General features: G+C 73.1%; 24 protein-coding genes. 6 read left to right on the forward strand and 18 right to left on the reverse strand.

Going from position 1 to position 26,874, the window contains the following annotated elements; all coding sequences use genetic code 11:
- Positions 1 to 30 precede the first annotated feature (30 nt).
- The gene (locus ACHZ99_RS10080) at positions 31 to 426 is read right to left on the reverse strand and encodes a winged helix-turn-helix transcriptional regulator (protein WP_420304111.1); all 396 of its coding nucleotides are present in this window, start codon (positions 424 to 426) and stop codon (positions 31 to 33) included.
- 63 nt (positions 427 to 489) lie between these two features.
- Between ACHZ99_RS10080 and ACHZ99_RS10085 the strand changes: the two genes are divergently transcribed.
- The 4 genes from ACHZ99_RS10085 (at position 490) to ACHZ99_RS10100 (ending at position 5,318) form a co-directional block, all read left to right on the forward strand.
- The gene (locus ACHZ99_RS10085) at positions 490 to 1,380 is read left to right on the forward strand and encodes an NmrA family NAD(P)-binding protein (RefSeq protein ID WP_420304112.1); all 891 of its coding nucleotides are present in this window, start codon (positions 490 to 492) and stop codon (positions 1,378 to 1,380) included.
- Between the two features lie 98 nt (positions 1,381 to 1,478).
- Entirely contained in the window at positions 1,479 to 2,498 is a 1,020-nt protein-coding gene (rarD, locus tag ACHZ99_RS10090; RefSeq protein ID WP_420304113.1) for an EamA family transporter RarD, read from the forward strand.
- A 280-nt stretch (positions 2,499 to 2,778) separates the two neighbouring features.
- A complete protein-coding gene (locus ACHZ99_RS10095; protein ID WP_420304114.1) occupies positions 2,779 to 4,530 on the forward strand; it encodes a hypothetical protein in 1,752 nt (583 codons plus the stop codon).
- The gene (locus ACHZ99_RS10100) at positions 4,527 to 5,318 is read left to right on the forward strand and encodes an APH(3'') family aminoglycoside O-phosphotransferase (RefSeq protein WP_420304115.1); all 792 of its coding nucleotides are present in this window, start codon (positions 4,527 to 4,529) and stop codon (positions 5,316 to 5,318) included. The genes ACHZ99_RS10095 and ACHZ99_RS10100 overlap by 4 nt, the downstream gene beginning before the upstream one ends.
- 11 nt (positions 5,319 to 5,329) lie before the next feature.
- On the opposite strand, the gene ACHZ99_RS10105 is transcribed toward ACHZ99_RS10100, so the two are convergent.
- Positions 5,330 to 5,785 carry an NUDIX domain-containing protein gene (locus tag ACHZ99_RS10105; RefSeq protein WP_420304116.1) on the reverse strand — a complete coding sequence of 152 codons (456 nt, stop codon included), beginning with the start codon at positions 5,783 to 5,785 and terminating at the stop codon, positions 5,330 to 5,332.
- A gap of 10 nt (positions 5,786 to 5,795) precedes the next feature.
- The gene (locus ACHZ99_RS10110; RefSeq protein WP_420304117.1) at positions 5,796 to 6,431 is read right to left on the reverse strand and encodes a CGNR zinc finger domain-containing protein; all 636 of its coding nucleotides are present in this window, start codon (positions 6,429 to 6,431) and stop codon (positions 5,796 to 5,798) included.
- Between the two features lie 20 nt (positions 6,432 to 6,451).
- Here ACHZ99_RS10110 and ACHZ99_RS10115 point away from each other — a divergent pair, with 20 nt between their 5' ends.
- Positions 6,452 to 6,907, forward strand: a complete 456-nt coding sequence (locus ACHZ99_RS10115) for a VOC family protein (RefSeq protein ID WP_420304118.1) — start codon at positions 6,452 to 6,454, stop codon at positions 6,905 to 6,907.
- Between the two features lie 105 nt (positions 6,908 to 7,012).
- Here ACHZ99_RS10115 and ACHZ99_RS10120 read toward each other — a convergent pair whose 3' ends face one another.
- Positions 7,013 to 8,272 carry a LolA family protein gene (locus ACHZ99_RS10120; protein ID WP_420304119.1) on the reverse strand — a complete coding sequence of 420 codons (1,260 nt, stop codon included), beginning with the start codon at positions 8,270 to 8,272 and terminating at the stop codon, positions 7,013 to 7,015.
- Between the two features lie 265 nt (positions 8,273 to 8,537).
- On the reverse strand, positions 8,538 to 9,548 hold the full coding sequence (locus ACHZ99_RS10125) for a polyprenyl synthetase family protein (RefSeq protein ID WP_420304120.1): 1,011 nt from the start codon (positions 9,546 to 9,548) through the stop codon (positions 8,538 to 8,540).
- A gap of 189 nt (positions 9,549 to 9,737) precedes the next feature.
- On the opposite strand from ACHZ99_RS10125, the gene ACHZ99_RS10130 reads away from it, so the two are divergent.
- The gene (locus tag ACHZ99_RS10130; protein ID WP_420304121.1) at positions 9,738 to 10,937 is read left to right on the forward strand and encodes a fumarylacetoacetate hydrolase family protein; all 1,200 of its coding nucleotides are present in this window, start codon (positions 9,738 to 9,740) and stop codon (positions 10,935 to 10,937) included.
- A 263-nt stretch (positions 10,938 to 11,200) separates the two neighbouring features.
- Here the strand turns inward: ACHZ99_RS10130 and nuoN are convergent, their stop codons facing one another.
- Genes nuoN through ACHZ99_RS10195 form a run of 13 tightly spaced genes read right to left on the reverse strand, consistent with a single transcriptional unit; the run spans position 11,201 to position 26,864 of the window.
- Entirely contained in the window at positions 11,201 to 12,844 is a 1,644-nt protein-coding gene (gene nuoN, locus ACHZ99_RS10135) for an NADH-quinone oxidoreductase subunit NuoN (protein WP_420304122.1), read from the reverse strand.
- Positions 12,837 to 14,459, reverse strand: a complete 1,623-nt coding sequence (locus ACHZ99_RS10140) for an NADH-quinone oxidoreductase subunit M (protein WP_420304123.1) — start codon at positions 14,457 to 14,459, stop codon at positions 12,837 to 12,839. Before ACHZ99_RS10140 ends, nuoN begins: the two co-directional genes overlap by 8 nt.
- A gap of 4 nt (positions 14,460 to 14,463) precedes the next feature.
- Positions 14,464 to 16,365 carry an NADH-quinone oxidoreductase subunit L gene (gene nuoL / locus ACHZ99_RS10145; RefSeq protein ID WP_420304124.1) on the reverse strand — a complete coding sequence of 634 codons (1,902 nt, stop codon included), beginning with the start codon at positions 16,363 to 16,365 and terminating at the stop codon, positions 14,464 to 14,466.
- 12 nt (positions 16,366 to 16,377) lie between these two features.
- On the reverse strand, positions 16,378 to 16,677 hold the full coding sequence (nuoK, locus tag ACHZ99_RS10150) for an NADH-quinone oxidoreductase subunit NuoK (protein WP_420304125.1): 300 nt from the start codon (positions 16,675 to 16,677) through the stop codon (positions 16,378 to 16,380).
- The gene (locus ACHZ99_RS10155; RefSeq protein WP_420304126.1) at positions 16,674 to 17,579 is read right to left on the reverse strand and encodes an NADH-quinone oxidoreductase subunit J; all 906 of its coding nucleotides are present in this window, start codon (positions 17,577 to 17,579) and stop codon (positions 16,674 to 16,676) included. The genes nuoK and ACHZ99_RS10155 overlap by 4 nt, the downstream gene beginning before the upstream one ends.
- Entirely contained in the window at positions 17,576 to 18,193 is a 618-nt protein-coding gene (gene nuoI, locus ACHZ99_RS10160) for an NADH-quinone oxidoreductase subunit NuoI (protein ID WP_420304127.1), read from the reverse strand. The genes ACHZ99_RS10155 and nuoI overlap by 4 nt, the downstream gene beginning before the upstream one ends.
- Complete coding sequence (gene nuoH / locus ACHZ99_RS10165; RefSeq protein ID WP_420304128.1) at positions 18,186 to 19,541, reverse strand: NADH-quinone oxidoreductase subunit NuoH; 1,356 nt, start codon at positions 19,539 to 19,541, stop codon at positions 18,186 to 18,188. The genes nuoI and nuoH overlap by 8 nt, the downstream gene beginning before the upstream one ends.
- Entirely contained in the window at positions 19,538 to 21,997 is a 2,460-nt protein-coding gene (locus tag ACHZ99_RS10170) for an NADH-quinone oxidoreductase subunit G (protein ID WP_420304129.1), read from the reverse strand. The genes nuoH and ACHZ99_RS10170 overlap by 4 nt, the downstream gene beginning before the upstream one ends.
- Positions 21,994 to 23,340 carry an NADH-quinone oxidoreductase subunit NuoF gene (gene nuoF, locus ACHZ99_RS10175; RefSeq protein WP_420304130.1) on the reverse strand — a complete coding sequence of 449 codons (1,347 nt, stop codon included), beginning with the start codon at positions 23,338 to 23,340 and terminating at the stop codon, positions 21,994 to 21,996. Before nuoF ends, ACHZ99_RS10170 begins: the two co-directional genes overlap by 4 nt.
- Positions 23,340 to 24,242: an NADH-quinone oxidoreductase subunit NuoE gene (nuoE, locus tag ACHZ99_RS10180; RefSeq protein WP_420304131.1), complete on the reverse strand. Its 903-nt coding sequence runs from the start codon at positions 24,240 to 24,242 to the stop codon at positions 23,340 to 23,342. The genes nuoF and nuoE overlap by 1 nt, the downstream gene beginning before the upstream one ends.
- Positions 24,239 to 25,573 carry an NADH-quinone oxidoreductase subunit D gene (locus tag ACHZ99_RS10185; protein WP_420304132.1) on the reverse strand — a complete coding sequence of 445 codons (1,335 nt, stop codon included), beginning with the start codon at positions 25,571 to 25,573 and terminating at the stop codon, positions 24,239 to 24,241. The genes nuoE and ACHZ99_RS10185 overlap by 4 nt, the downstream gene beginning before the upstream one ends.
- The gene (locus ACHZ99_RS10190; RefSeq protein WP_420304133.1) at positions 25,573 to 26,313 is read right to left on the reverse strand and encodes an NADH-quinone oxidoreductase subunit C; all 741 of its coding nucleotides are present in this window, start codon (positions 26,311 to 26,313) and stop codon (positions 25,573 to 25,575) included. Before ACHZ99_RS10190 ends, ACHZ99_RS10185 begins: the two co-directional genes overlap by 1 nt.
- Positions 26,310 to 26,864: a NuoB/complex I 20 kDa subunit family protein gene (locus tag ACHZ99_RS10195; RefSeq protein ID WP_420304134.1), complete on the reverse strand. Its 555-nt coding sequence runs from the start codon at positions 26,862 to 26,864 to the stop codon at positions 26,310 to 26,312. The genes ACHZ99_RS10190 and ACHZ99_RS10195 overlap by 4 nt, the downstream gene beginning before the upstream one ends.
- Positions 26,865 to 26,874: the final 10 nt, after the last annotated feature.

The following is a 26,874-nucleotide window of genomic DNA, read 5'->3' on the forward strand; positions in this document are numbered from 1 at the left end:
GGTCCGGGTCCGGGCGCGTTCGGCGCACGCTCAGGCGCGCGCCTCGTCGTACCCGGACCGCGCCCGGTGCACCTCCGGCACGCTGTCGTTCGCCCAGACCGCCAACGGCCGCACCAGCACGGCCGCCTGCTCACCGAGCGGCCGCAGCGAGTACTCCACGTGCGGCGGGATGACCGGCTTCGCCTCGCGCCGCACCAGGCCGTCGCGCTCCAGCGTCTGCAACGTCTGCGCGAGCATCTTCTCGCTGACCCCGCCGATCCGCCGCCGCAGCGCGCTGAACCGCATCGTCCCGTCCAGCAGCGCCAGCAGCACGAGCATGCCCCAGCGGCTCACGACGTGCTCCAGGATGTTCCGCGCCGGGCAGTCCGCCGAGATCACGTCCGGGAAACCCAGCAGCCCGACCTCTGCCTCTTCACTTACCTTCATACCAGTACCTTACGTCAAAGTGGGTACTTTCTCGCCGTAAGCATGCAGCCTACGGTGGTTCTCATGAAGATCACCGTCACCGGAGCCACCGGACACCTGGGCCGCCTCGTCGTCGCGGCCCTGCTGGAGCAGCTGCCCGCGGAGCGGATCGCCGCCGTCGTACGCAGCAAGGACAGGGCCGCGGACCTCGCGGCGCGCGGCGTGGAGCTCCGGATCGCCGACTACGACGAGCCCGCCGCGCTCGCGGACGCCTTCCGCACCGGTGAGCGGGTGCTGTTCGTCTCGGGCAGCGAGGTGGGGCGGCGGGTGCCGCAGCACCAGGCGGTCGTCGACGCCGCCGCGGCGGCGGGCGTCGGGCTGCTCGCGTACACCGGCATCCTGGGCGGGCCTGAGGCCGACTTCCCGCTCGCGGACGAGCACAAGGCCACCGAGCGGATGATCCTCGACTCCGGCCTGCCGTACACCTTCCTGCGCAACGGCTGGTACCACGAGAACTACACCGAGCACCTCGCCCCCGTCCTCGCCCACGGCGCCGTCGTCGGCAGCGCGGGCGCCGGCCGGATCGCCTCCGCCGCCCGCGCCGACTACGCCGCGGCGGCCGTCGCCGTGCTCACCGGCACGGGCCACGAGGGACGGGCGTACGAGCTGAGCGGCGACACGGCGTGGAGCCTCCCGGAGTACGCCGCCGAGGTCGCCCGGCAGTCCGGCGCGGCCGTCGGCTACCGCGACCTGCCGCCCGCCGAACACCTGCGGACCCTGCTCGGCACGGGGATGCCGGAGCCCATGGCCGAGGTGCTGGTCGGCGTCGACGCGGCGGTCGCCCGCGGGCTGCTCGCCGGCACGACGGGCGAGCTGTCCCGGCTCCTCGGCCGGCCGACGACGCCGCTGGCGGAGGCGGTCGCGGCGGGGCTCGCGGCGCCGGGGGCGGGGCGGGGCGCAGCACCGGAGGCGTAAGGACCCAAATGCTGATACGAGAATGACAAGCGGCCCTCCCGCCCGCTACCGTCATCACGGCGACAGGCCGTGTGGGCGGCGCGGACGGGAGGGCGGCCGTGGGGTCATCAGGTGACGCTCCGGCGAAGTCGGCGGCCGAGACGCGGCTCGGGCTGCTCTACGGCTTCGCCGCGTACGGCAGCTGGGGGATCATCCCGCTGTTCTGGCCGCTGCTGGAGCCCGCGAGCCCCGCGGAGATCCTGGCCAACCGCATGGTGTGGTCGCTCGCCGCCTGCGTGCTGCTCCTGCTGGTACTGCGCCGCTGGGCGTGGATCCGGCCGCTGCTGCGCGAACCGCGGCGCCTGGGGCTGGTCACGGCGGCCGCGGCGACGATCACGGTCAACTGGTTCGTCTACATCTGGGCGGTCAACTCCGGACACGTCGTCGAGGCCGCCCTCGGCTACTTCATCAACCCCCTCGTCAGCATCGCCTTCGGCGTACTGCTGCTCCGCGAACGGCTGCGCGTCCCGCAGTGGGTCGCGGTCGCGGTGGGCGCGGCGGCGGTCGCGGTGCTGACGGTGGGGTACGGGCGGCTGCCGTGGATCGCGCTGGTGCTGGCGTTCTCCTTCGGGACGTACGGGCTGATCAAGAAGCGGATCGGGCTGGAGGGCATCGAGTCCTTCGCGGCCGAGACGTCGGTGCAGTTCCTGCCGGCGCTGGGGTTCATGCTGCTGCTCGGCGCCCGCGGCGATGCGACGTTCCACACGGAGGGCCCGGGCCACGCGCTGCTCCTCGCGAGCTGCGGGGTGGTGACGGCGGTCCCGCTGATCTGCTTCGGGGCGTCGGCGGTCCGGCTGCCGCTGTCGACGATCGGGCTGATGCAGTACCTCGCGCCGACGTTGCAGTTCATGCTGGGCGTGCTGTACTTCCGCGAGTCGATGCCGGCCGAGCGGTGGACGGGGTTCCTGCTGGTGTGGGTGGCGCTGGGACTGCTCACGTACGACGCGCTGCGCACGGCGCGGCGGGGTCGGCTGGAGCTGCGCCGCGCGGCGGCCGCCGCGGAGGCGGCGGGCGCGGCCGGCCCGGGCGCGGAGGCGCCGGGCGCGGTGGGGCAGGCGGGTCCGGCGCGACCGGGCTGAGGCGGGGGCCGGGGCTGGGGATGGTGAACCGGCCGGGCGTCAGCCCTCGGTGGCCGCCGCCGCGGTCGGCCGCGCGGTGCCGGCGAAAACGTGCCGCGCTCGCGTACGTCCGCCGCCCGGCCGAGCGCCGCGAGGTCGGCCGCCGGCGCGCGCGGCTCGTGGAAGAGCTTCACGCGGGCCCGGTAGCGGGCGGTCTGCTCGGCGAGGCGGTCGTCGTCGCTCAGGGGCCCGACGGTGACGGGGCGGGGGCGGGCCGGGGGTGCGCGCGTAGGCTGCGGGGATGGTGGAGGAGCGGGTGGGCGGGGCGCAGTTGCGGGCTCAGGTGGGCACGGCGGGAGTGATGGGCGCGTTCGCGGGCGCGGCGCTCGCGGGCGGGCGGGGGGCCCGGGCGGCGGCCGTGGGGGCGCTCGCGGGGGCGGTGGGGCTCGGTGCGGCGGAGGCGGTCGCCCGGGCGCGGCAGCGGCCGGGTGAGCTCCCGGCGCTGTGGCAGCGCATCGCCACCAGCGGCGCGCTGTCCGCCGCCGCGGGCTGGGCGGGCGCCCGGCTGACGGGCGCGGGCCCGGTGGCGGTGGGCACGGTGGCCGGCACGGCGGCGGGGGCGCTGGGCGTACGGCCGCACAAGGTGGCGCTGGGCCCGGTGGTGGGCGCGGCGGTGGGCGGCGCGGTCGCGCTGCGCGGCGGCGGCTCCGCCGCGGGTGGGCGGGGCGACGCGGGCGGGACGATCGGCGCGTACGTCCTGCGCCGGGGCGGCGGCACCGACACGAGCGGCGGAAACCGCACCGGAGGCAGGAGCGGCGCGGCGCGCCGGATCGCCGCGGGCGGCCGGAGCGGCGCGGCTGGCGGCGGGAGCGGGCCGGCGAAGGCCGGCGGCCAGAGCGGCGCGGGCGCGCGGATCGGCGCGTACGTCCTGCGCCGGGGCGGCGGCACGGGCGGGACCCGCGCGGCGCTGCGCGCGCTCGGCGCCGCAGGGCGCCAAGGCGGCCCCCGGGTCGCCGGCACCGCGGCCGCGGTCGCCCCGCCGCGGCGCCTCGGCGCCGGGGGGCGGCACGCGCGCGGGTATCCGCTGCGGCGCCGCGGGCTTCCCTTTCCCGGGCCGCCCGGTGCCGTCGCCGCGCGGGGGGCGGCGGTGGCGGGGGGTGCGGTGGTGGCGTTCCGGGTGGTGTCGGCGCTGGTGTTCCGGGAGGCGCAGGTCAGCCTTGTCGCCGAGGAGGCCACCGCGGGCGACCTGCCGTTCGTCGTGCCGCTCGAAGCGCGGTCCGCGTACGTCGGGACCTCGTACGTACGCGACCTCGCCGGTGTCCTCGGCGGTGCGTACACCGCGGACGCCCCCGACGTCGGCATCGTCGACTCCCTCGACGCGCTCGCCGGGCCCGGCTTCGACCCGGCCGCCGTGGATCCGCGGGTGCGGGAGTTCTACGAGCACACCGCCCGCTTCACCCTCGATATCGAACCCCGCTGGCGCCTGTGGGTCCGCCCCGGCTACCTCCTCTACCGCACCCTCGTCGCCCGCCCCCTCGGGCAGGCCAACGTGCCCATGAACCAGCGCGAGGTGCAGCGCGGCATGCGCAGCCGCATCGACACGATCACCCCGGACGCCGCGGCCCGCGCCGAGCCCGGCGCCGCGGCCACCGCCGTCCGCGGCTGGATCCGGTCCTTCGCCGACACCGACGACCCCATCTACGTCGGCATCTACACCACCTACCGGCACGGCGGCCGCGGCTACGTCAGCGTCGGCTTCCCCCTCCCCCACGCCAGCTTCACCGCCACCCTCCTCCCCCGCGCCCGCCCCGGCGGCGGCCTGACGCTCACCAGCCACGGCGACGCGGCCGACGGCACCGACCACCCCGGCCACTACCTCACCTACATCGACCCCGGCACCCGCGAGCTGACCACCCTCGGCGTCCCCGGCTTCGCCGAACACCTCGACGTCCACGTCACCGACGACGGCCGGCTCCGCGCCGAGCACGCCTTCTCCGTCTTCGGCATCCCGTTTCTCGTGCTGCACTACCGGATGGACCGCAAGACACCATGACCGACGACTGGACCCCCGTCACCACCGGCGAGTCCGGTGCCACCGTGCTCCGCAGCCCGGACGGCACCCGCTACGCCAAGCACGTACCCGCGACCGCCCCCGCCGGCCACGCCGGGGCCGCCGCGCTCGCCGCCGAGCGCGACCGCACCGCCTGGCTGGCCGACCGGCCCGGCGCGCCCGGACCCCGCGTCCTCGACTGGCGCTCCGACGCCGCCGGCGCCCGCCTCGTCACCGCCGCCGTCCCCGGCGTACCCGCGGACCAGCTGCCGCCCGCCGAGCTGCGGGCCTGCTGGCCCGCCCTCGCGGAGGCCGTACGGGACCTCCACGCGCTGCCCGCCGCCGACTGCCCGTACCGCCGGGACCTCGACGGCGTGTTCGCCACCGCCCGCGACGTCGTCGCCCGCGGCGCCGTCAACCCCGACTTCCTCCCGGTGGAGCAGCAGCACACCCCCGCCCCCGAGCTGCTGGCCCGCCTCGAACCCGAGCTGCCGGGCCGCCGCGAGCAGGCCGCCGCCGACCCCGTCGTCTGCCACGGCGACCTGACCCTGTCGAACATCGTCCTCGACCCGCACACCCGCACCGTGGCGGGCTTCGTCGACCTCGGCCGCCTCGGCCTCGCCGACCGCCACAGCGACCTGGCCGTGCTCTTCGCCCACGCCCGCGAGACCTGGCCGACCGCGGCCGAGGCCCGGGTCCGGGAGATGGTCTTCGCCGCCCGCTACGGCACCGCCCCCGACCCCGACCGGCTCCGCTTCTACCTCCACCTCGACCCCCTCACCTGGGGCTGAGCCGGCGCGCCTCAGGCGGGGGCGGCCGCCCTGATCAGCCGGACGTGGGACTCCTGCACCCCCTCGGGCAGCGCGTCCGGGCTGAACCACTCCGCGGCCAGGATCTCGAAGCTCTCCAGCCGCAGCGTGCCGCCCACGTGCCGCGCCTCGTACGCGATCTCCGCGCGCAGCCGGTAGCCGCTGGTCACCCGGACCAGCCGCCCCGGAACGACGTCGAGGCCGGTCTCCTCCCGCACCTCCCGGACGACCGTCTGCGGGAACTCCTCGCCCTTGACCGCGAAGCCGGTGGGCAGCCCCCACGGCCGGGCGTCGGGCCACATGCGGTGCTTGAGCAGCAGCACCCGGCCCTGCTCGTCCCGCACCACGCCCGTCACGCCGATCATGAACTTGGCCTGGGTGAACCACAGGAGGCGCCACTGTACGGAGCCGCGCAGCAGCTTCCACCCCCGGGCCACGATGCGCTTCACACGTCTCCCTTCAGTCCTGGTCCGCGCCCTCCGGGGCCTCCGCCCCGCGGCGGGCCCGGAGGGCGCGGACCTTCTGGCGGTTGCCGCAGCGCTCCATCGAGCACCAGCGGCGGCGGCCCGGCCGCGAGGTGTCCGCGAACAACAGGTAGCACCGCTCCCCCGCGCACTCGCGGACGCGGTGGCCGTACGGGCCCGAGAAGAGCGCCACCGCGTCCCGGGCGACCGTCGAGAGCACCTGCGCCGCGGTGGCCGGGGGCCCGGCCCAGGCGGGGGCGCCGTCGGCGGTGAGGCGGGGGGCCAGCGGGGGTGCGGCGGCGGTGGTGTTGAGGACGTCGAGGGCGGCGGGCGGGAGGGGGGCGCCGTGGGCGCGGGCCCGGGCGAGGTGGAAGAGGGCGTCGCGCACGTGGCGTACGGCGGTGACGTCGGCGTCCTCGACCGTCAGCTCCGGCACCGGGCGCAGCCGGCTCGCCGCGGCCCACGCGGCGACGTCCGCGGGGGTGTGCAGCACCTCGTACCGCGCGAAGGGGCCCGGGCCGCCGGTGGTGAGCAACTCCAGGCTGAGCGCGCCCGGATCGAAGCGGAAGACCTGGCCGTCCGGGGGGCGCAGCACCATGCCCGGGGTGCGGTCGCTTGCCTCGTCCACCATGTAACCAGTATAACCGGTACATGGTTCCTACGCACTGGAAAGTCGTCGTCGACTCCACCGACCCGCACGCCCAGGCCGACTTCTGGGCCGCCGCCCTCGGCTACGAGGTGGAGGACAACAGCCCGCTCATCGAGCAGCTCGTCACCGCCGGCGCCGTCCCCGAGACCGTGCTGACGCGCCACCACGACCGCCGCGCCTGGCGCACCGCGGCCGCCGTGCGGCACCCCGACGACCCGTACGACCCCGCCTCCGGCACCGGGCTGGGCCGCCGGCTGCTCTTCAACCAGGTCCCCGAGCCCAAGCCCGCGGCCAAGAACCGCCTCCACCTCGACCTGCACCCCGGGCCCGGGCGGCGCGCGGAGGAGACGGCACGGCTGGCGGAGCTGGGCGCGACCGTCCTGCGGCACGTGCAGGAGCAGGGCGGCGAGTGGACGATCATGGCGGACCCGGAGGGCAACGAGTTCTGTGTGCACTGACCCCCGTGCGCCCCGACCCGTGCGCACCGGCCCCGCGGGCCGCGCACGCGAAGGCCGCCGCACGCCCGGAGGCGCGCGGCGGCCCTGTGGGCGGCGGTGGTGCGGTCAGTCGCCCGCGGCGGCCTGGAGGGCCTCCGGGGTGACGGCGCCGGCGTAGACCTTGTCGTCCGTGATCAGCACGTTGACCAGCCGGCTCTCGAAGACCCGGCCGGCGTCCGTCTTCTCGGTGAAGAAGTCCAGGGCCGCCCCGGCCCCGTCCTCGCTCAGCGTGCCGCCGGGCAGCGCGATCTCGGCGATCGAGCCCCAGCCCTCGCCGTGGACCCGCACGTCCTCCAGGCCGGCGGGCATGTCGCCCTTGTCGCCCTTGGCGCCCTTGTCCCAGTCGCCGCCCCAGTCGCCGTTGTCCTTGCCGAAGCCGCCGAAGCCTTCTCCGAAGCCCTCACCGGGGCCGCCGAACTCCCCGCCGAAGCCCTCGCCGAGGTCCTTCTCCGTCACCTCGGCGCCCTCCGGCGGCGCGAACAGCCCGGCGTCCGGCTTGGTGAAGTCGACCTTCGTGAAGCCGACGTCCACGACCGCCTTGCCGTCGTCCGCGGTCAGCGCCACCCGCAGCGGCACGCCGTTGTCGGCGTCCACGGCGACGGTGATGTCCCGGACCGTCGACTCGTCCTGCTTCGGCGTCAGCCGCAGCTCGTACGCGTCCTGCCCGGCGACCTGCGCCGTGCCCGCCACGTCCACGTCCGTCGTGTCGCCCGCGGCCTTCAGCAGCCGCTCCGCCAGCTCCTGCGGGGTGGCGTCCTGAAGGTCCTTCGGCAGCGCGAAGCCGTCGCCGTGCTCCGCGTCCTTCCCCGCGTCCTTCTTCGCCTCCTGCGGGACCGTCGAGTGGAAGACCTCGTCGGAGTCGCCGCCGAACGTCCAGACGTCGTCGCCGTTGCGCACCAGGGTCCGGTCGCCGTCCGAACCCTCCAGCGTGACCCGCTGCTTCTCCGGGCCGTCGGCCGCGACCTGCAACTTGGTGTCGCCGGAGAGCAGCCGCGAGAGGTCCGCGCCCTCTCCGCCGCCCATCCCGGCCATCCCGCCGAAGGGCAGCGACGGCAGGCCGAGGTCGGTGCTGACCTTCACCGTGCCGTCGACCGACTCGACCTCCGAGGCCAGCGCCTTGGCTATCAGCTCCTTCGCCGTCACGTCGTCGGCGCTCGGCCCGTCGTCCTGGGCGAGCGCGGGCACCAGGCCGATGGTCGCGGCGGCGAGACCCGCGACGGCCAGGGGTACGCCGTACCGCACCGCCTTTCTGCGCCTGGCGGCGGCGAGTTCCACGGCGAGGTCTTCGGCCTCGTCGTAGGGTCGCTCCGGTGGGATCAGTGCCATGGGATGTACCTCCGTCTCCGCGGTGATGCGCGGAAAGTCACCTGCTGCGTCGCACTCGTCCGCCCCATCGGGCCATTGTCACCCGATCCGCCGTATGGGGGCTGTAAACCATCACAACAAACCGGACGGCCCGGGGCGTCAGCCCGTGGGCGCAGGTTGGCTTACTCCTGTCGTATGACGGCATCCGCCGCGAGTGGGGGTTCGCCCCGGTCGGTGTACGGGCCATCCGCTTGCGCGGCGCCTCCGGGCCCGCTACCCGGCGCCGCTACCCGGCCCGGTCCACCACCGCGTCGCACAGCCCCTCCAGCGCGGCCCGCGCCGGGCACGCCGGCAGCGCCGTGAGGATCGCCCGCGCCTCCGCGGCGTACCGCACGGTGTCCCGCCGGGCCTGCTCCACCGCGGGGTGCACCCGCAGCCGGGCCAGGGCCTCCGCGTGCCGCGAGTCGTCCGTCAGGTCGTCGGCGAGCAGCGCCGCCAGCTCCAGGTCCTCCGGCCGGCGGTCCCGCTGGGCGGCGGCGCGCAGGTGCAGCACCGGCAGGGTGGCCACGCCCTCGCGCAGGTCCGTGCCCGGGGTCTTGCCGGACTCGTCGCCGTCGCTGGTGATGTCCAGCAGGTCGTCCGCGAGCTGGAAGGCGATGCCGATGCGCTCACCGTACTGCGTCAGCACCTCCACCACCGACTCGTCCGCGCCCGACGTCAGCGCGCCGAAGCGGCCGGAGACGGCGATGAGCGAACCCGTCTTGCCGGAGAGCACCTCCAGGTAGTGATCGACCGGGTCGCGGCCCTCGGCCGGGCCGGCGGTCTCCAGGATCTGCCCGGTGACGAGCCGCTCGAACGCCTGCGCCTGGATCCGGACCATCTCCGGCCCGAGGTCGGCGAGGATCCGGGAGGCGCGCGCGAAGAGGAAGTCGCCGGTGAGCACGGCGACGGAGTTGGCCCAGCGGCTGTTCGCGCTCGGTACGCCCCGGCGCACCGCCGCCTCGTCCATCACGTCGTCGTGGTAGAGCGTGGCCAGGTGCGTCAGCTCGACGACGACGCCCGAGGGCGCGACGCCGGGCGCGTACGGGTCGCCGAACTGCGCGGAGAGCATGACGAGCAGGGGGCGGAACCTTTTGCCGCCGGCGCGGACGAGATGCCGCGCCGCCTCGGTGATGAACGGCACATCGCTCTTCGTGGCCTCCAGGAGACCCTCTTCGACGGCCGCGAGGCCGGCCTCGACATCGGCTTCCAGGCCGGGGTCCTGAACGCTGAGCCCCAAGGGCGCGACCACGGTCACGAGGGCTCCTCCTGTCTCCAGACGTTCACGTGGAACAGATTGTCGATGTGTCGCCAGCAACCACCATGCACCACGTTCGCAGCGTAGCCGGTCACGCGACGATCACGTCGGGCGGCTTCCCCCAGGACGCCCCGGGGGTCGTAACCTGAGGTCCCCAGCCCACCGACCACGATGAGGCAGGACTCCGCGATGTCCGAGCACAGCCCGCTCGACGTGCCCGAAGGCGATCCCTTCGGGCCGCACAATCTCCCCTACGGCGTCTTCACCGCGCCCGGCGACGCAAACCCCCGCGTCGGCGTCCGCTACGGGGCGTCCGTCCTGGACACCGCCGCCGTCGCGGCGGCCCTCGGCTCCCCGCACGCCGCGCTGCTCGCCGCCCCCACGCTGGCCCCGCTGCTGGCCGCGGGCCGGCCGGTGTGGCGGGCGGTACGGGCCGAGGTGACCGGCTGGCTGACGGACCCGGCGCACCGCGCCGCCGCCGGGCCGCACCTGCACGCGCTGGACGGGGTCGCGCTGCACATGCCGTTCGAGGTCGGCGACTACGTCGACTTCTACTCCAGCGAGCACCACGCCGCCAACGTCGGCCGCATCTTCCGCCCCGGCGAGGAGCCGCTGACGCCCAACTGGAAGCACCTGCCCATCGGCTACCACGGCCGGGCCGGGACCGTCGTGCCGTCCGGCACGCCCGTCGTACGCCCCGCGGGCCAGCGCAGGGGCGCGGGCGACGCGCCGGCCCCGGAGTTCGGGCCCTCCGCGCGGCTCGACATCGAGGCCGAGGTCGGCTTCGTCGTCGGGGTGCCGTCGCCGATGGGCACCCCCGTGCCCCGTACCGCCTTCCGCGACCACGTCTTCGGGCTCTGCCTGGTCAACGACTGGTCCGCGCGCGACGTCCAGCCCTGGGAGCAGCGCCCCCTCGGCCCGCACCAGGCGAAGTCCTTCGCCACCTCGATCGCGCACTGGATCACCCCGCTCGACGCCCTGGACGCCGCCCGCGTCGCCCCGCCGGAGCGTACGCACCCGCTGCTGCCGTACCTCGACGACACCGCCGCCGACGAGCAGCCGCACGGCTACGACCTGCGCCTTGAGGTACGTGTCAACGGGGAGACGGTCTCCCGGCCGCCGTTCGCCTCGATGTACTGGACGGCGGCGCAGCAGCTCGCCCACATGACCGTCAACGGCGCGTCCCTGCGCACCGGCGACCTCTACGCCTCCGGCACGGTCAGCGGGCCCGAGCCGGACCAGGTGGGCTCGCTGCTGGAGCTGACCCGGGGCAAGGGCCCGTGGCTGGCGGACGGGGACACCGTCGAGATCGACGGCTGGGCCCCCGGCCCGGACGGCGTACGGATCGCGCTCGCCGCCGTCCGCGGGGAGGTCCGGCCGGCGAGTTGAGCCGGCGTCGGGTCGCGGACCGGCCGGCGCGGCCCAGGGGCAGATCCGGCCGCTGCCGCGGGGGGCCGGGGGCGAAGCCCCCCGGAAACCCCGCGGCGGTGAGCCGTCGGTTTCCGGGGCACGCGGCGGCTGCCGCGGGGGCCCGGGCCTGCGGAGCGGCCCGGCACGCCGAGCGGCAACGCGACGTCCACCGTAGATCCGCCCCCGCCCCTCGGGGGCCCGGGGGCGAGGCCCCCGGAAACCCGCCGCCCCCGCGGAGCGGGCTAGCGGACGAACACCCCCGCGTCCCCGGCCAGGTCCAGGAAGTACTGCGGCGCCACGCCCAGCACCAGCGTCGCGGCCAGGCCGACCGCTATGGCCGTGACGGTGAAGGCGCTCGGCACCGTCACCGCCGGGCCCTCCGGCCGCGGCTCGCTGAAGAACATCAGCACGATCACGCGCACGTAGAAGAACGCGGCGATGGCCGAGGCGATGACGCCGACGACGACCAGCGGCGTCGCGCCGCCCTCCGCCGCCGCCTTGAACACCGCGAACTTCCCGGCGAAGCCGCTGGTCAGCGGGATGCCCGCGAACGCCAGCAGGAACACCGCCATGACCGCCGCCACCAGTGGCGAACGCCGCCCGAGCCCCGCCCACTTGGACAGGTGCGTGGCCTCGCCGCCCGCGTCCCGGACCAGCGTGACGACCGAGAACGCGCCGATCGTCACGAACCCGTACGCGGCCAGGTAGAACAGCACCGAGGAGATGCCGTCCTCGTTGGCCGCCGTGACACCGGCGAGGATGAACCCGGCGTGCGCGATCGACGAGTAGGCCAGGAGCCGCTTCACGTCGGTCTGGGTGATCGCGAGGATCGCGCCGATGACCATCGTGACGATCGCCACGCCCCACATCACCGGCCGCCAGTCCCACTTCATGCCCGGCAGCACGACGTACAGCAGCCGCAGCAGCGCGCCGAACGCGGCGACCTTGGTGGCCGCGGCCATGAAGCCGGTGACGGGCGTGGGGGCGCCCTGGTAGACGTCCGGGGTCCACATGTGGAACGGCACGGCGCCGACCTTGAAGAACATCCCGAGCAGCAGCATGGCGCCGCCGATGAGCAGCAGCGCGTCGTTGCCCATGGTGTCGGCGAGCGCCGGCGTCATGTGCTGCGGGTTGCCGGCGACGACGTCGGCGATGACGGCGTACTTCACGCTGCCCGCGTACCCGTACAGCAGCGCGATGCCGAAGAGCAGGAACGCCGACGAGAAGGCGCCCAGCAGGAAGTACTTCACCGCCGCCTCCTGCGACATCAGCCGCTTGCGGCGGGCGACGGCGCAGAGCAGGTACAGCGGCAGGGAGAAGACCTCCAGCGCGATGAAGAGCGTCAGCAGGTCGTTCGCGGCGGGGAAGATGAGCATGCCGCCGGTCGCGAACATCAGCAGCGGGAACACCTCGGTGGTGGTGAACCCCGCCTTGACCGCGGACTGCTCCGCCTTGCCGCCGGGCACCGCCGCCGCCTCCGCGGCGAAGGAGTCGACCTGCCTGCCGTGCGCGGCCGGATCCAGCCTGCGCTCGGCGAAGGTGAACACCGCGAGCACGCCGATCAGCAGGATGGTGCCCTGGAGGAACAGCGCCGGTCCGTCGACGGCCAGCGCGCCCATCGCGGCGGTCTGCGCCTCGTCGGTGCCGTGGCCGGTGGCGGCCAGGGTGATGACGGCGCCGAACGCGGCGGCCATGGCGAGCACGGCGAGCCCGACCTGGACGACGTACCGGTGCCGCCGGGGGACGAACGCCTCGACGGCGACGCCCAGCACGGCCGCGCCGACCACGATCAGCGTGGGCGCCAACAGGTCGTACTCGATGTGCGGCGCTTCGATCTTGTCGACGCCGTCCTGTGCGATCCACAGGCTGTGGACACCCCTACTCATGCGCGGCCTCCACAGGGTTCACATCGGGCTCCGGGTCGGACTTGTCTACGTCGGACATGGTGTGCTCGACGGCCGGGTTGACGATCTCGGTGAGCGGCTCCGGGTACACGCCGAGGCCGATGAGCAGCGCGACCAGCGGCGCCGCCACCAGCACCTCGCGCACCCGCAGGTCGGGCAGCTTGGCGACCTTGTCGGCGACCGGCCCGGTCATCGTCCGCTGGTACAGCACCAGGACGTAGATCGCGGCCAGCACTATCCCGACGGTGGCGATGATGCCGATCACCGGGTAGCGGCTGAACGTGCCCACCAGCACCAGGAACTCGCTGACGAACGGCGCGAGCCCCGGCAGCGACAGCGTCGCCAGACCGCCGATCAGGAACGTGCCGGCGAGCACCGGCGCCACCTTCTGCACCCCGCCGTAGTCGGCGATGAGCCGCGAGCCGCGCCGGGAGATCAGGAACCCGGCGACCAGCATCAGCAGCGCGGTGGAGATGCCGTGGTTGACCATGTACAGCGTCGCCCCGGAGTGGCCCTGGCTGGTCATCGCGAAGATGCCCAGGATGATGAAGCCGAAGTGGGAGATCGAGGCGTACGCGATCAGCCGCTTGATGTCCCGCTGCCCAATCGCGAGCAGCGCGCCGTACAGGATGCTCACCAGCGCCAGCACCAGCACCAGCGGCGTCGCCCAGTCGCTGGCCTCGGGGAAGAGCCCGAGGCAGAAGCGGAGCATCGCGAACGTGCCCACCTTGTCGACCACCGCGGTGATGAGCACCGCGACGGGCGGGGTGGACTCGCCCATGGCGTTGGGCAGCCAGGTGTGCAGCGGCCACAGTGGCGCCTTGACGGCGAAGGCGAAGAAGAAGCCGAGGAAGAGCAGCCGCTCGGTGTTCGTCGACAGCTCCAGCTCGCCGTTGCCGCGCGCTTCGAGGATGGCCTGGAGCGAGAACGTGCCCTCGCCGAGCTGGTCGCTGGTGGCGGCGTACAGGCCGATGACCGCGGCCAGCATGATGAGGCCGCCGGCCAGGTTGTAGAGCAGGAACTTCACGGCCGCGTAGGAGCGCTGCCGCGCCGCCTCCTCCTCGCCGTGTTCGTGCGCCTTGTCCCCGAAGCCGCCGATGAGGAAGTACAGCGGGATGAGCATGGCTTCGAAGAAGATGTAGAAGAGGAAGACGTCCGTGGCCAGGAAGCTGATGATGACCATCGCCTCGACGGCCAGGATCAGCGCGAAGAAGCCCTGGGTGGGGCGCCAGCGCGACTGCGTGTCCGCGGCGGCGCCGCCGGCCGGGTCGGCGTCGCGCCAGCCCGCGAGGATCACGAACGGGACGAGCAGCGCGGTCAGCGCCACCAGCGCGACGGCGATGCCGTCGACGCCCAGTTCGTATCTCACCCCGAAGTCGGCGATCCACGCCCGCGACTCGGTGAGCTGGAAGCGGTCGCCGCCCGGGTCGAACCGGATCGCGATGACCGCGGCCAGCACGAGCGTCGCCAGCGACACCCCCAGCGCGAGCACCTTGGCGAGCTCGCGCCTGGCCGCGGGCACCGCGGCCGTGGCGATGGCGCCCACCGCCGGGACCGCCGCGGCGAGCGTCAGCAGCGGGAAGGAAGAATCAGCCATGGGTTCAGACCGCCCTCATCAGCAGGGTCGCGGCGATGAGGACCACCGCGCCGCCGAACATCGAGACCGCGTAACTGCGGGCGTAGCCGTTCTGGATCCGCCGCATCCGCGCGGAGAGCCCGCCGAACGCCGCCGCGGTGCCGTTGACGATGCCGTCGACCAGCTTGTGGTCCAGGTAGACCAGGCCGCGGGTCAGATACTCGCCGGGCTTGACCAGCGCCACGTGGTTGAAGTCGTCCTGCAGCAGGTCGCGCCGGGCGGCCCGGGTGAGCAGGGAGCCGCGCGGGGCGGCGGCGGGCACCGGGCGGCGGCCGTACTGCAGCCAGGCCGCGCCGACGCCGAGCACCATGCAGGTGACGGTGGCGGCGGTGACCATGCCGACGGTCAGGCCCTCGGGCAGGTGCCCGTGCTCGAAGCCGGTGACCGGCTCCAGCCAGTGCACGAACCGCTCGCCGATGTCGAAGAACGCGCCCGCGCCGACCGAGCCGACGGCCAGCACGATCATCGGGATCGTCATCGTCTTCGGCGACTCGTGCGGGTGCGGCATGTCGCCGTTCGCGTCCGCCTCCCAGCGCTTCTCGCCGAAGAACGTCATGAGCATCACGCGCGTCATGTAGTACGCGGTGATCGCCGCGCCCAGCAGCGCCGCGCCGCCCAGGATCCAGCCGTGCGTACCGCCCTTGGCGAACGCGGCCTCGATGATGGCGTCCTTGGAGAAGAAGCCGGACAGGCCCGGGAAGCCGATGATCGCCAGATAGCCGAGGCCGAAGGTGGCGAACGTGACCGGCATGTACTTCCTGAGGCCCCCGTACTTGCGCATGTCGACCTCGTCGTTCATGCCGTGCATGACCGAGCCCGCGCCGAGGAACAGCCCGGCCTTGAAGAAGCCGTGCGTCACCAGGTGCATGATCGCGAAGGCGTAGCCGATCGGGCCCAGCCCGGCGGCCAGGATCATGTAGCCGATCTGCGACATCGTCGAGCCGGCCAGCGCCTTCTTGATGTCGTCCTTCGCGCAACCGACGATCGCACCGAAGAGCAGCGTGACCGCGCCGACGACCGTGACGACGAGCTGCGCGTCGGGCGCCGCCTCGAAGATCGCGCCGGAGCGGACGATCAGGTAGACGCCGGCGGTCACCATCGTCGCGGCGTGGATCAGCGCGGAGACCGGCGTCGGGCCCTCCATCGCGTCACCCAGCCAGGACTGGAGCGGGACCTGCGCCGACTTGCCGCACGCGGCGAGCAGCAGCATGATCCCGATCGCCGTCATCTTGCCCTCGCTCGACTCCCCGACCGAGTTCATGACCGGCTCGAAGGCGAAGGTGCCGAAGGTGACGAACATCAGCATGATCGCGATGGACAGGCCGACGTCGCCGACGCGGTTGACGATGAACGCCTTCTTCGCCGCCGTGGCCGCGCTGGGCTTGTGCTGCCAGAAGCCGATCAGCAGGTACGAGGCGAGGCCGACGCCCTCCCAGCCGACGTACAGCAGCAGGAAGTTGTCCGCGAGGACCAGCAGCAGCATCGCCGCGAGGAAGAGGTTCAGGTAGCCGAAGAACCGGCGGCGGCGCTCGTCGTGCTCCATGTAGCCCACGGAGTACAGGTGGATGAGCGAGCCGACGCCGGTGATCAGCAGCACGAACGTCATCGACAGCTGGTCGAGCTGGAACGCCGCGTCCGCCTGGAACCCCTCGACCGGGATCCAGGTGAAGAGGTGGCTGTGCAGCGCCCGCTCCTCGCCGTCCTTGCCGAGCATGTCGGCGAAGAGGACGAGGCCGAGGACGAAGGAGGTGAAGGCCAGGGCCGTGCCGAGCCAGTGGCCCGTACGGTCCAGCCTCCGCCCGCCGCAGAGCAGCACCGCCGCGCCGAGCAGCGGCGCCGCGACGAGCAATCCGATGAGTGACTCCACTGGTGCGTCCCCTTACAGCTTCATCAAAGCGGCGTCGTCGACCGAGGCCGAGTGGCGGGAGCGGTACACCGACACGATGATCGCCAGGCCGACCACGACCTCCGCGGCGGCGACGACCATGGTGAAGAACGCGACGATCTGGCCGTCGAGGTTCCCGTGCATCCGGGAGAACGTGATCAGCGCCAGGTTGCAGGCGTTCAGCATCAGCTCGATGCACATGAACACCACGATGGCGTTCCGCCTGATGACCACCCCGGCCGCGCCGATGGTGAACAGCAGCGCGGAGAGATACAGGTAGTTGACCGGGTTCACTCGCCCTCTCCCTTTCCGGCCGTTCCGGTTCCGGCCGTCCCGGCGTTCGCGCTGACGGCGTCGTCCCCGCGGTCCCCGTCGTCGTCGCCGGTGTCCGGCTCCAGGGCCTTGCCCTGGTAGTCGGCGGTGCGCTGCTCGATCGCCGCGAGGTCCGCCAGCGCCTGCTGCGAGACGTCCCGGATCTGGCCGCGGTCGCGCAGCGTGCGGTTGACGGTCAGGTCGGACGGCGTGCCGTCGGGCAGCAGCCCGGGGATGTCCACGGCGTTGTGGCGGGCGTAGACGCCGGGCGCGGGCATCGGCGGCACCTGGACGTTGTCGCGTACGCGCTGCGCGGCCTGCTCGCGCTGCGTCGGGGTGCGCTCGGTCTTCTCGCGGTGGGTGAGGACCATGCCCGCGACCGCCGCGGTGATCAGCAGCGCGCCGGTCAGCTCGAAGGCGAAGACGTAGTCGCGGAAGATCAGCGCCGCCAGCCCGTGCACGTTGCCGCCGGAGTTGGCGTCCTCCAGGCCGTTGAACGTGTCGAGGCTCGCGTTGCCGATGCCGGCCATCAGCAGGATGCCGAAGCCGATGCCGCAGAGCATCGCCAGCCAGCGCTGGCCCTTGATGGTCTCTTTGAGGGAGTCGGCGGCGCTGATGCCGACGAGCATCAGCACGAAGAGGAACAGCATCATGACCGCGCCGGTGTAGACGACGATCTGGACGACGCCGAGGAAGTACGCGCCGTTGGCGAGGTAGAAGACCGCCAGGATCACCATCGTGCCGGCGAGGCAGAGCGCCGAGTGCACCGACTTCTTCATCAGCACGGTGCCCAGCGCACCGGCGACGGCGAAGACGGCCAGCACCCAGAACTGGGTCGCCTCCCCGGTGGAGGTGGTGTAGCCGGCCTGGGCGAGGGCGTTCATGCCTGGACTCCTTCGGAGTGCTCCGGGTCCGGCCCCGGCGCCGGCTCGCCCTTGCTGACGGCGACCTGGCGCTCCGTACCCGGGGCGGCCTCGGTGACGAGGCCGCTGTAGTAGTCCTTCTCCGTCATCCCCGGGTAGATGGCGTGCGGCGAGTCGACCATGCCCTCGGTCAGCCCGGCGAGCAGCTCGTCCTTGGTGTAGATGAGCGACTCGCGGCTGCTGTCGGCGAGTTCGTACTCGTTGGTCATGGTCAGCGCCCGGGTGGGGCACGCCTCGACGCACAGCCCGCACAGGATGCAGCGCAGGTAGTTGATCTGGTAGACGCGGCCGTAGCGCTCGCCCGGCGAGTAGCGCTCCTCCTCGGTGTTGTCCGCGCCCTCGACGTAGATCGCGTCCGCCGGGCAGGCCCACGCGCACAGCTCGCAGCCGATGCACTTCTCCAGCCCGTCCGGGTGCCGGTTGAGCTGGTGGCGGCCGTGGAAGCGGGGGGCCGTGGGCTTCTTGTACTCGGGGTACTGCTCGGTCAGCCGCTTCTTGAACATGGCCTTGAAGGTCACGCCGAAGCCGGCCACCGGGTTGACGAACCCCTGCTTGTCCTTCTTCTCGTCAGCCATTGTCGGCCTCCTCAGTGTCGCCTCCGGGAGCGTTCGTGCCCACCAGCTCACGCTCGCGGCGCGAGGGGCGGCGGGGCACGGGCGGGAGGGTCTGGCCGGGCAGCGGCGGCACCGGGAAGCCGCCCTCGGTCGGGTCGAACTCCGGCTTGGGCCGGGCCGCCTCGCGGGCGGCCTCCTCCTTGTCCTGGCGGTCGCGGAAGATGTCCACGACGAAGGACACCAGCAGGATCACCAGCAGCCCGCCGGCGATGTAGAGCACGATCTCGGTGAAGTCCACGTCCTCGTTGCGCAGCGCCCGGACGGTGGCGACCAGCATCAGCCAGACCATGGAGACCGGGATGAGGACCTTCCACCCCAGCTTCATGAACTGGTCGTAGCGCACCCGCGGGAGCGTGCCGCGCAGCCACACGAAGCCGAACAGGCAGATGACGACCTTCGCGGTGAACCAGAGCATCGGCCACCAGCCGGTGTTCGCGCCCTCCCACACGGTGCTGAGCGGCGCGGGCGCGCGCCAGCCGCCGAGGAAGAGCGTGACCGCCACGGCGGAGAGCGTCACCATGTGCACGTACTCGGAGAGCATGAACATCGCGAACTTGATCGACGAGTACTCGGTGGAGTACCCGGCGACCAGGTCGCCCTCGGACTCCGGCATGTCGAAGGGCAGCCGGTGCGCCTCGCCGACCATCGCGATGAGGTAGACGAGGAACGACACCGGCAGCAGGATCGCGAACCAGCGGTCGTCCTGCGCCGCGACGATCTCCGAGGTCGACAGCGACCCGGAGTAGAGGAACACGGCCGCGAACGACAGCCCCATCGCGACCTCGTACGAGATCACCTGGGCGGTCGCGCGGACGCCGCCGAGCAGCGGGTACGTGGAGTTGGACGCCCAGCCGGCGAGAACCACGCCGTAGGCGGCGATGGAGGCGGTGGCCAGCACGTACAGCATGGCGACCGGGAGGTCGGTCAGCTGGAGCGCGGTGCGCTCGCCGAAGATCGACACCTGGTTGTCGGCGGGGCCGAAGGGAATGACCGCGATGGCCATGAAGGCGGGCACCGCGGCGAGGATCGGCGCCAGGATGTAGACCGCCTTGTCGGCGCCCTTGACGATGATGTCCTCTTTGAACATCAGCTTCACGCCGTCGGCGAGCGACTGCAGCAGGCCCCAGGGGCCGTGCCGGTTCGGGCCGACGCGCCGCTGCATCCAGCCGAGGACCTTGCGCTCGAAGACGATCGCGATGAGGACCGTCAGCATCAGGAACGCGAAGCAGAAGACCGCCTTGAGCAGGATCAGCCACCAGGGGTCGCCCCCGAAGAAGCTGAGGTCGTCAGCGGCGAGGTGGGTGGTCACGCCTGAACCTCCTTGGAGACGGCCGAGACCTGGACCAGGTCGCCGGGGTTGGCGCCGGTCGCCGCCGTCACGCCCGGGGCCGTCGACGCCAGCGGCAGCCAGACGACCTGGTCGGGCAGCTCCTCGGTGATCCGCAGCGGGAGCGTGACCGTGCCGGCCGGGCCGGTGACGGCGAGCGGGTCGCCGTCGGCGACGCCGGTGGCGGCCGCGGTGGCGGGGGAGAGCCGGGCGGCGGCCTCGTGGCGGGTGGCCGCGAGCGCGTCGTCGCCCTCCTGGAGCCGGCCCTCGTCGAGCAGCAGCCGGTGGCCCGCGAGCACCGCCTCGCCGGCGCCGGGCTGCGGCAGCGGCGCGGCGCGGTCGTCCGGCGGGGCGGGGCGGGGGCCGCCGGCGGGGACGCCGAGGCGGTCCAGCTCGGCCCGTACCGTACGGGCGTCGGGCAGGCCCAGGTGGACGTCGAGGGCGTCGGCGAGCATGTGCAGCACCCGCTGGTCGGCAGGGGCGAGCCGGCGCGTCATCTGGTCCGGCTTCAGCGCGGCCTCGAACGGCCGGACGCGGCCCTCCCAGTTGAGGAACGTGCCCTGCTTCTCGGCGACCGCGGCCACCGGGAAGACCACGTCGGCCCGCTCGGTGACCTCGCTGGGCCGCTGCTCCAGGCTGACCACGAACTCCGCCCGATCCAGCGCCTCCCGGGCCTTCGCCGGGTCCGGCAGGTCGGCGACCTGCACGCCGCCGACGAGCAGCGCGCCGAGGTCCCCGGCCGCCGCGGCGTCGAGGATCTCACCGGTGTCGCGGCCACGCGCGGCGGGCAGTTCGGCCAGGCCCCAGACGGCGGCGGTCTCGCGGCGCGCCTCGGGGTCGGCGGCGGACCGGCCGCCGGGCAGCGTCCCGGGCAGCGCGCCCGCCTCGACCGCGCCGCGCTCGCCGGCGCGGCGCGGGATCCAGGCGAGGGTGGCGCCGGTGGCCTCCGCGGTGCGTACGACCGCGGACAGCGCGCCGCGTACGGCCGCCAGCCGCTCGCCGACGAGGATCACCGCGCCCGGCCGGCGCAGCGCCTCGGCCGCGGCCTTGCCGTCGTCGCCGAGGCCGGCGCCGGAGCCGAGGGCGTCCAGCCAGCTGGGCTCGGTGCCGGGGGCGGCGGGCAGCAGCGTGCCGCCGGCCTTCGTCAGGCCGCGGGTGGCGAAGGGGGCGATCGCGTAGACCTCCAGGCCCTTCTTCCGCCACGCCTTGCGCAGCCGGAGGAAGACGCCGGGCGCCTCCTCCTCGGCCTCCAGCCCGGCGAGCAGCACCGCGGGCGCCTCCTCCAGCGCGCGGTACGTGACGCCGCGGCCGCTGCCCGCGACGCGCGCGGCCAGGAACTCGGCCTCCTCGGCGCTGTGCACCCGGGCGCGGAAGTCGATGTCGTTGGTGCCGAGCGCGGCGCGCGCGAACTTGGCGTAGGCGTAGGAGTCCTCCAGCGTCAGCCGCCCGCCGGTGAGCACGCCCGCGCGCCCGCGGGCCGCCGCCAGGCCGGTGGCCGCGGCGCGCAGCGCCTCGGGCCAGCTCGCCGGCGTCAGCTCACCGTTCTCGTCGCGGACGAGCGGGTGGGTGAGCCGGTCGGGCAGCTGCGCGTAGCGGAAGCCGAAGCGGCCCTTGTCGCACAGCCACTCCTCGTTGACCTCGGGGTCGTTGGCGGCGAGCCGGCGCATGACCTTGCCGCGGCGGTGGTCGGTGCGGGTGGCGCAGCCGCCGGCGCAGTGCTCGCAGACCGACGGCGAGGACACCAGGTCGAAGGGGCGCGAGCGGAAGCGGTACATCTTCGAGGTGAGCGCGCCGACCGGGCAGATCTGGATGGTGTTCCCGGAGAAGTACGACTCGAACGGCACGCCCTCGCCGGTGCCGACCTGCTGGAGCGCGCCGCGCTCCAGCAGCTCGATCATCGGGTCGCCCGCGACCTGGTTGGAGAACCGGGTGCAGCGCGCGCACAGCACGCAGCGCTCGCGGTCGAGCAGCACCTGCGCCGAGATCGGCACCGGCTTCTCGAACGTGCGCTTCTGGCCGTCGAAGCGGCTCTCGGCCTGCCCGGCGGACATCGCCTGGTTCTGCAGCGGGCACTCGCCGCCCTTGTCGCAGACCGGGCAGTCGAGCGGGTGGTTGATGAGCAGCAGCTCCATCACGCCGCGCTGCGACTTCTCGGCCACCTCGGAGGTCAGCTGGGTCTTCACCACCATCCCGTCGGTGCAGGTGATGGTGCAGGACGCCGACGGCTTGCGCTGGCCCTCGATCTCGACGATGCACTGCCGGCAGGCGCCGACGGGGTCGAGGAGCGGGTGGTCGCAGAACCGCGGGACCTCGATGCCCAGCTGCTCGGCGGCGCGGATGACGAGGGTGCCCTTGGGCACGCTGACCTCGACGCCGTCGATGGTCAGCGTGACCAGATCGGTCTTCTCGGGGGCCTTCTCCGGCTCCGTGACGGTCACGCGGTCACCTCCCGGTGGGTCGTGGAGCCGGGGGTGTCGGCCCAGGCGGTGGACTTGGCAGGGTCGAAGGGGCAGCCGCCGCCGGTGACGTGCTGCTCGTACTCCTCGCGGAAGTAGTTGAGCGAGGAGAAGATCGGCGCGGCGGCGCCGTCGCCGAGGGCGCAGAACGACTTGCCGTTGATGTTGTCGGCGATGTCGTCGAGCTTGTCGAGGTCGGCCATCGAGCCCTTCCCGGCCTCGATGTCGCGGAGCAGCTGGACCAGCCAGTACGTGCCCTCGCGGCAGGGCGTGCACTTGCCGCAGGACTCGTGCTCGTAGAACTCGGTCCAGCGGGTGACGGCCCGCACCACGCAGGTCGTCTCGTCGAAGCACTGGAGCGCCTTGGTGCCGAGCATGGAGCCGGCGCCGCCGACGCCCTCGTAGTCGAGGGGGACGTCGAGGTGCTCGTCGGTGAGCATCGGGGTGGACGAGCCGCCGGGGGTCCAGAACTTCAGCCGGTGGCCCGGGCGCATGCCGCCGCCCATGTCGAGCAGCTGGCGCAGCGTGACGCCGAGCGGCGCCTCGTACTGGCCGGGGCGGGCGACGTGGCCGGAGAGCGAGTAGAGCGTGAAGCCCGGGGACTTCTCGCTGCCCATCGTCCGGAACCACTCCTTGCCCTTGTTCATGATCGCGGGAACAGAGGCGATGGACTCGACGTTGTTCACCACAGTGGGGCAGGCGTACAGGCCCTCGACGGCGGGGAACGGCGGGCGCAGCCGGGGCTGTCCGCGGCGGCCCTCCAGCGAGTCGAGCAGCGCGGTCTCCTCGCCGCAGATGTACGCGCCGGCGCCGGCGTGCACCGTCACGTCGAGGTCGAGCCCGGAGCCGAGGACGTCCTTGCCGAGGAAGCCCGCGTCGTACGCCTCGCGCACCGCCTCGTGCAGCCGGCGCAGCACCGGGACGACCTCGCCGCGCAGGTAGATGAACGCGTGGTTCGACCGGAAGGCGTGGCAGGCGATGACGATGCCCTCGATGAGGGAGTGCGGGTTGGCGAAGAGCAGCGGGATGTCCTTGCAGGTGCCCGGCTCCGACTCGTCGGCGTTGACGACGAGGTAGTGCGGCTTGCCGTCGCCCTGCGGGATGAACTGCCACTTCATGCCGGTGGGGAAGCCGGCGCCGCCGCGGCCGCGCAGGCCGGCGTCCTTGACGTAGGCGATGACGTCGTCGGGCGGCATCGCGAGCGCCTTGCGCAGGCCCTCGTAGCCCTCGTTGCGCCGGTACGTGTCCAGCGTCCAGGACTCGGGGTGGTCCCAGAAGGCGGAGAGCACCGGGGTCAGCAGCTTCTCCGGCGAGTCGACGGTCATCACGCGCCCTCCTCCTCGGTGGGCTCCGCCGCGGGCGGCTCGTCCGCGGACGCGGTGGACGGGTGCGCCGGGTCGGACGCGGAGGTCTCCTGCGGCGCGTCGTGCGAGCTGGGGTGGCCGGCGGGCGGCTGGTCGGCCAGGGCGTCCGGCGGCGGGTTCTCGGGGTGCGCGGCGCGCTGGCCGACCACGCGGGCGACGGGCTCCTCGCCCTTGGCCATGCGCAGCCCGATGAGCGAGGCGGGGCCGGCGCCGCCGGACTCGGCGACCGCGCCGGGGCGCTCGTCGGGGAAGCCGGCCAGGATGCGGGCGGTCTCCTTGAAGGTGCAGAGCTTCGCGCCGCGGGTGGGGTGCACGTCGTTGCCGGCGCGCAGGTCGTCCACGAGCCGGCGGGCGGACTCGGGCGTCTGGTTGTCGAAGAACTCCCAGTTGACCATCACCACGGGGGCGTAGTCGCAGGCGGCGTTGCACTCGATGTGCTCCAGGGTGACCTTGCCGTCCTCGGTGGTCTCCTGGTTGCCGACGCCCAGGTGCTCCTTCAGGTCGTCGAAGATGGCGTCGCCGCCCATGACCGCGCAGAGCGTGTTGGTGCAGACCCCGACCTGGTAGTCGCCGGAGGGCTTGCGCCGGTACATGGTGTAGAAGGTGGCGACCGCGGTCACCTCGGCGGCGGTCAGGTCCAGCATCTCGGCGCAGAACTGCATGCCGGTGCGGGTGACGTGCCCCTCCTCCGACTGCACCAGGTGCAGCATCGGCAGCAGCGCGGAGCGGCTGCCCGGATAGCGCGCGATGATCTCCTTCGCGTCCGCCTCCAGCCGCTCGCGTACGTCGGCCGGGTAGTCCGGGGCGGGCAGTGGGGGCATGCCCAGCTGGACGCCGGACCGGCCCTGCTCAGCTGTCGTCATCGGTCGACGCCTCCCAGCACGGGGTCGATGGACGCGATGGCCACGATCACGTCGGCCACCTGGCCGCCCTCGGTCATGGCCGCGATGGCCTGGAGGTTCACGAACGACGGCTCGCGGAAGTGCACCCGGAACGGGCGGGTGCCGCCGTCGCTGACGGCGTGCACGCCGAGTTCGCCCTTGGGCGACTCCAGGGCCACGTACGCCTGCCCGGGCGGCACCCGGAAGCCCTCCGTGACCAGCTTGAAGTGGTGGATCAGGGCCTCCATCGAGGTGCCCATGATGTTCTTGATGTGGTCCAGCGAGTTGCCGAGGCCGTCCGGGCCGAGCGCGAGCTGCGCGGGCCAGGCGATCTTCTTGTCGCCGACCATCACCGGGCCCGGCTCCAGCCGGGCCACGCACTGCTCGACGATGCGCAGCGACTGGCGCATCTCCTCCAGCCGGATGAGGAACCGGCCGTAGGCGTCGGCGGTGTCGGCGGTGGGGACCTCGAAGTCGTACGTCTCGTAGCCGCAGTACGGGTCCGTCTTGCGCAGGTCGTGCGGCAGCCCGGTGGCGCGCAGGATCGGGCCGGTGGCGCCGAGCGACATGCAGCCGGCCAGGTCCAGGTGCGCGATGTCCTGCATGCGCGCCTTGAACGCCGGGTTGTTGGTGGCCAGCTTGTCGTACTCCGGGAAGTTCTTGCGGAGCGTCTTGATCGTCTCCCGGATGGCGTCGACCGCGCCCGGGGGCAGGTCCTGGGCGAGGCCGCCGGGGCGGATGAACGCGTGGTTCATCCGCAGGCCGGTGATCAGCTCGAAGAGGTCGAGGATCATCTCGCGGTCGCGGAAGCCGTAGACCATGACCGTGGTGGCGCCCAGCTCCATGCCGCCGGTGGCGATGGCCACCAGGTGCGAGGAGAGCCGGTTCAGCTCCATCAGCAGCACCCGGATGACCGTGGCCCGGTCGGGCACCTCGTCCGTGATGCCGAGGAGCTTCTCCACCGCCATGCAGTACCCGGCCTCGTTGAAGAACGAGGTGAGGTAGTCCATGCGGGTCACGAAGGTGGAGCCCTGGGTCCAGGTGCGGTATTCGAGGTTCTTCTCGATGCCGGTGTGCAGGTAGCCGATCCCGCAGCGGGTCTCCGTCACGGTCTCGCCGTCGATCTCCAGGATGAGCCGCAGCACGCCGTGGGTGGAGGGGTGCTGCGGGCCCATGTTGACGACGATCCGCTCGTCGTCGGCGCGGTGGACCGACTGGGCCAGCTCGTCCCAGTCGCCGCCGGTGACGGTGTAAACGGTGCCCTCGGTGGTCTCGCGGGCCGAGGCCGCGCCGGTCGCGTGGGTGGTGCTCATCAGCTGTACGACCTCCGCTGGTCGGGAGCCGGGATCTGGGCGCCCTTGTACTCGACGGGGATGCCGCCGAGGGGGTAGTCCTTGCGCTGCGGGAAGCCCTGCCAGTCGTCCGGCATGAAGATCCGGGTCAGCGCGGGATGGCCGTCGAAGACGATGCCGAAGAAGTCGTAGACCTCGCGCTCGTGCCAGTCGTTCGTCGGGTAGACGTCGACGACGGACGGGATGTGCGGGTCGTCGTCGGGGGCGCTGACCTCGACCCGGATGAGCCGGGTGTGGGTGAGGGAGCGCAGGTGGTAGACGGCGTGCAGCTCGCGGCCCTCGTCGCCGGGGTAGTGCACGCCGGAGACGCCGGTGCACAGCTCGAAGCGGAGCGCCGGGTCGTCGCGCAGCGTGCGCATCACGCGCGGCAGGTGCTCGCGGGCGACGTGGAAGGTCAGCTCGTCGCGGTCGACGACGGTCTTCTCGACGACGTTCTCCGGGACGAGCCCCTGCTCCTCCAGGGCGCCCTCCAGCTCGTCGGCGACCTCGTCGAACCAGCCGCCGTAGGGGCGTACGGACTCCCCCGGCAGCCGGACGCTGCGCACCAGGCCGCCGTAGCCGGAGGTGTCGCCGCCGTTGTCGGCGCCGAACATGCCGCGCTGGACGCGGATGGTCTCGCCGTGCTCACCGCGCCGGCCGGGCAGGTTCTCGGCGTTCAGGTCCTGGTCGGGGTTCACCCCGTCCGCGTTCTCCCCACTCACCGCAGCAGGCCCTTCATCTCGATCGTCGGCAGCGCCTTCCTGGCCGCCTCCTCGGCCTCCCGGGCCGCCTCCTCGCGGTTCACGCCGAGCTTCTCGTTCTTGATCTTCTCGTGCAGCTTGAGGATCGCGTCCATGAGCATCTCGGGGCGGGGCGGGCAGCCGGGCAGGTAGATGTCGACCGGCACGACGTGGTCGACGCCCTGCACGATCGCGTAGTTGTTGAACATGCCGCCGGAGGAGGCGCAGACGCCCATGGAGATGACCCACTTGGGGTTCGGCATCTGGTCGTAGACCTGGCGCAGCACCGGCGCCATCTTCTGGCTCACCCGGCCGGCGACGATCATCAGGTCGGCCTGGCGCGGCGAGCCGCGGAAGACCTCCATGCCGAAGCGGGCCAGGTCGTAGCGTCCGGCGCCGGCGGTCATCATCTCGAACGCGCAGCAGGCCAGCCCGAACGTCGCCGGGAAGACGGACGACTTGCGCGCCAGCCCGGCGGCCTGCTCGACCGTGCTCAGGATGAACCCGCTCGGGAGCTTTTCCTCAAGTCCCATTGGTGGTGCC

The sequence above is a fragment of the Streptomyces sp. MAR4 CNX-425 genome, from assembly GCF_048656465.1.
GTDB lineage: Bacteria > Actinomycetota > Actinomycetes > Streptomycetales > Streptomycetaceae > Streptomyces.

Coding starts and splice junctions, on each gene's coding strand:
- ACHZ99_RS10140 (WP_420304123.1), bottom strand. CDS start 14,459: ATGGCTGATTCTTCCTTCCCGCTGCTGACGCTCGCCGCGGCGGTCCCG.
- nuoF (WP_420304130.1), bottom strand. CDS start 23,340: ATGACCGTCGACTCGCCGGAGAAGCTGCTGACCCCGGTGCTCTCCGCC.
- nuoN (WP_420304122.1), bottom strand. CDS start 12,844: ATGAGTAGGGGTGTCCACAGCCTGTGGATCGCACAGGACGGCGTCGAC.
- ACHZ99_RS10185 (WP_420304132.1), bottom strand. CDS start 25,573: ATGAGCACCACCCACGCGACCGGCGCGGCCTCGGCCCGCGAGACCACC.
- ACHZ99_RS10110 (WP_420304117.1), bottom strand. CDS start 6,431: ATGGTGGACGAGGCAAGCGACCGCACCCCGGGCATGGTGCTGCGCCCC.
- nuoE (WP_420304131.1), bottom strand. CDS start 24,242: ATGACGACAGCTGAGCAGGGCCGGTCCGGCGTCCAGCTGGGCATGCCC.
- ACHZ99_RS10155 (WP_420304126.1), bottom strand. CDS start 17,579: ATGAACGCCCTCGCCCAGGCCGGCTACACCACCTCCACCGGGGAGGCG.
- nuoI (WP_420304127.1), bottom strand. CDS start 18,193: ATGGCTGACGAGAAGAAGGACAAGCAGGGGTTCGTCAACCCGGTGGCC.
- ACHZ99_RS10120 (WP_420304119.1), bottom strand. CDS start 8,272: ATGGCACTGATCCCACCGGAGCGACCCTACGACGAGGCCGAAGACCTC.
- ACHZ99_RS10100 (WP_420304115.1), top strand. CDS start 4,527: ATGACCGACGACTGGACCCCCGTCACCACCGGCGAGTCCGGTGCCACC.
- ACHZ99_RS10080 (WP_420304111.1), bottom strand. CDS start 426: ATGAAGGTAAGTGAAGAGGCAGAGGTCGGGCTGCTGGGTTTCCCGGAC.
- ACHZ99_RS10095 (WP_420304114.1), top strand. CDS start 2,779: ATGGTGGAGGAGCGGGTGGGCGGGGCGCAGTTGCGGGCTCAGGTGGGC.
- ACHZ99_RS10085 (WP_420304112.1), top strand. CDS start 490: ATGAAGATCACCGTCACCGGAGCCACCGGACACCTGGGCCGCCTCGTC.
- ACHZ99_RS10195 (WP_420304134.1), bottom strand. CDS start 26,864: ATGGGACTTGAGGAAAAGCTCCCGAGCGGGTTCATCCTGAGCACGGTC.
- ACHZ99_RS10115 (WP_420304118.1), top strand. CDS start 6,452: ATGGTTCCTACGCACTGGAAAGTCGTCGTCGACTCCACCGACCCGCAC.
- ACHZ99_RS10130 (WP_420304121.1), top strand. CDS start 9,738: ATGTCCGAGCACAGCCCGCTCGACGTGCCCGAAGGCGATCCCTTCGGG.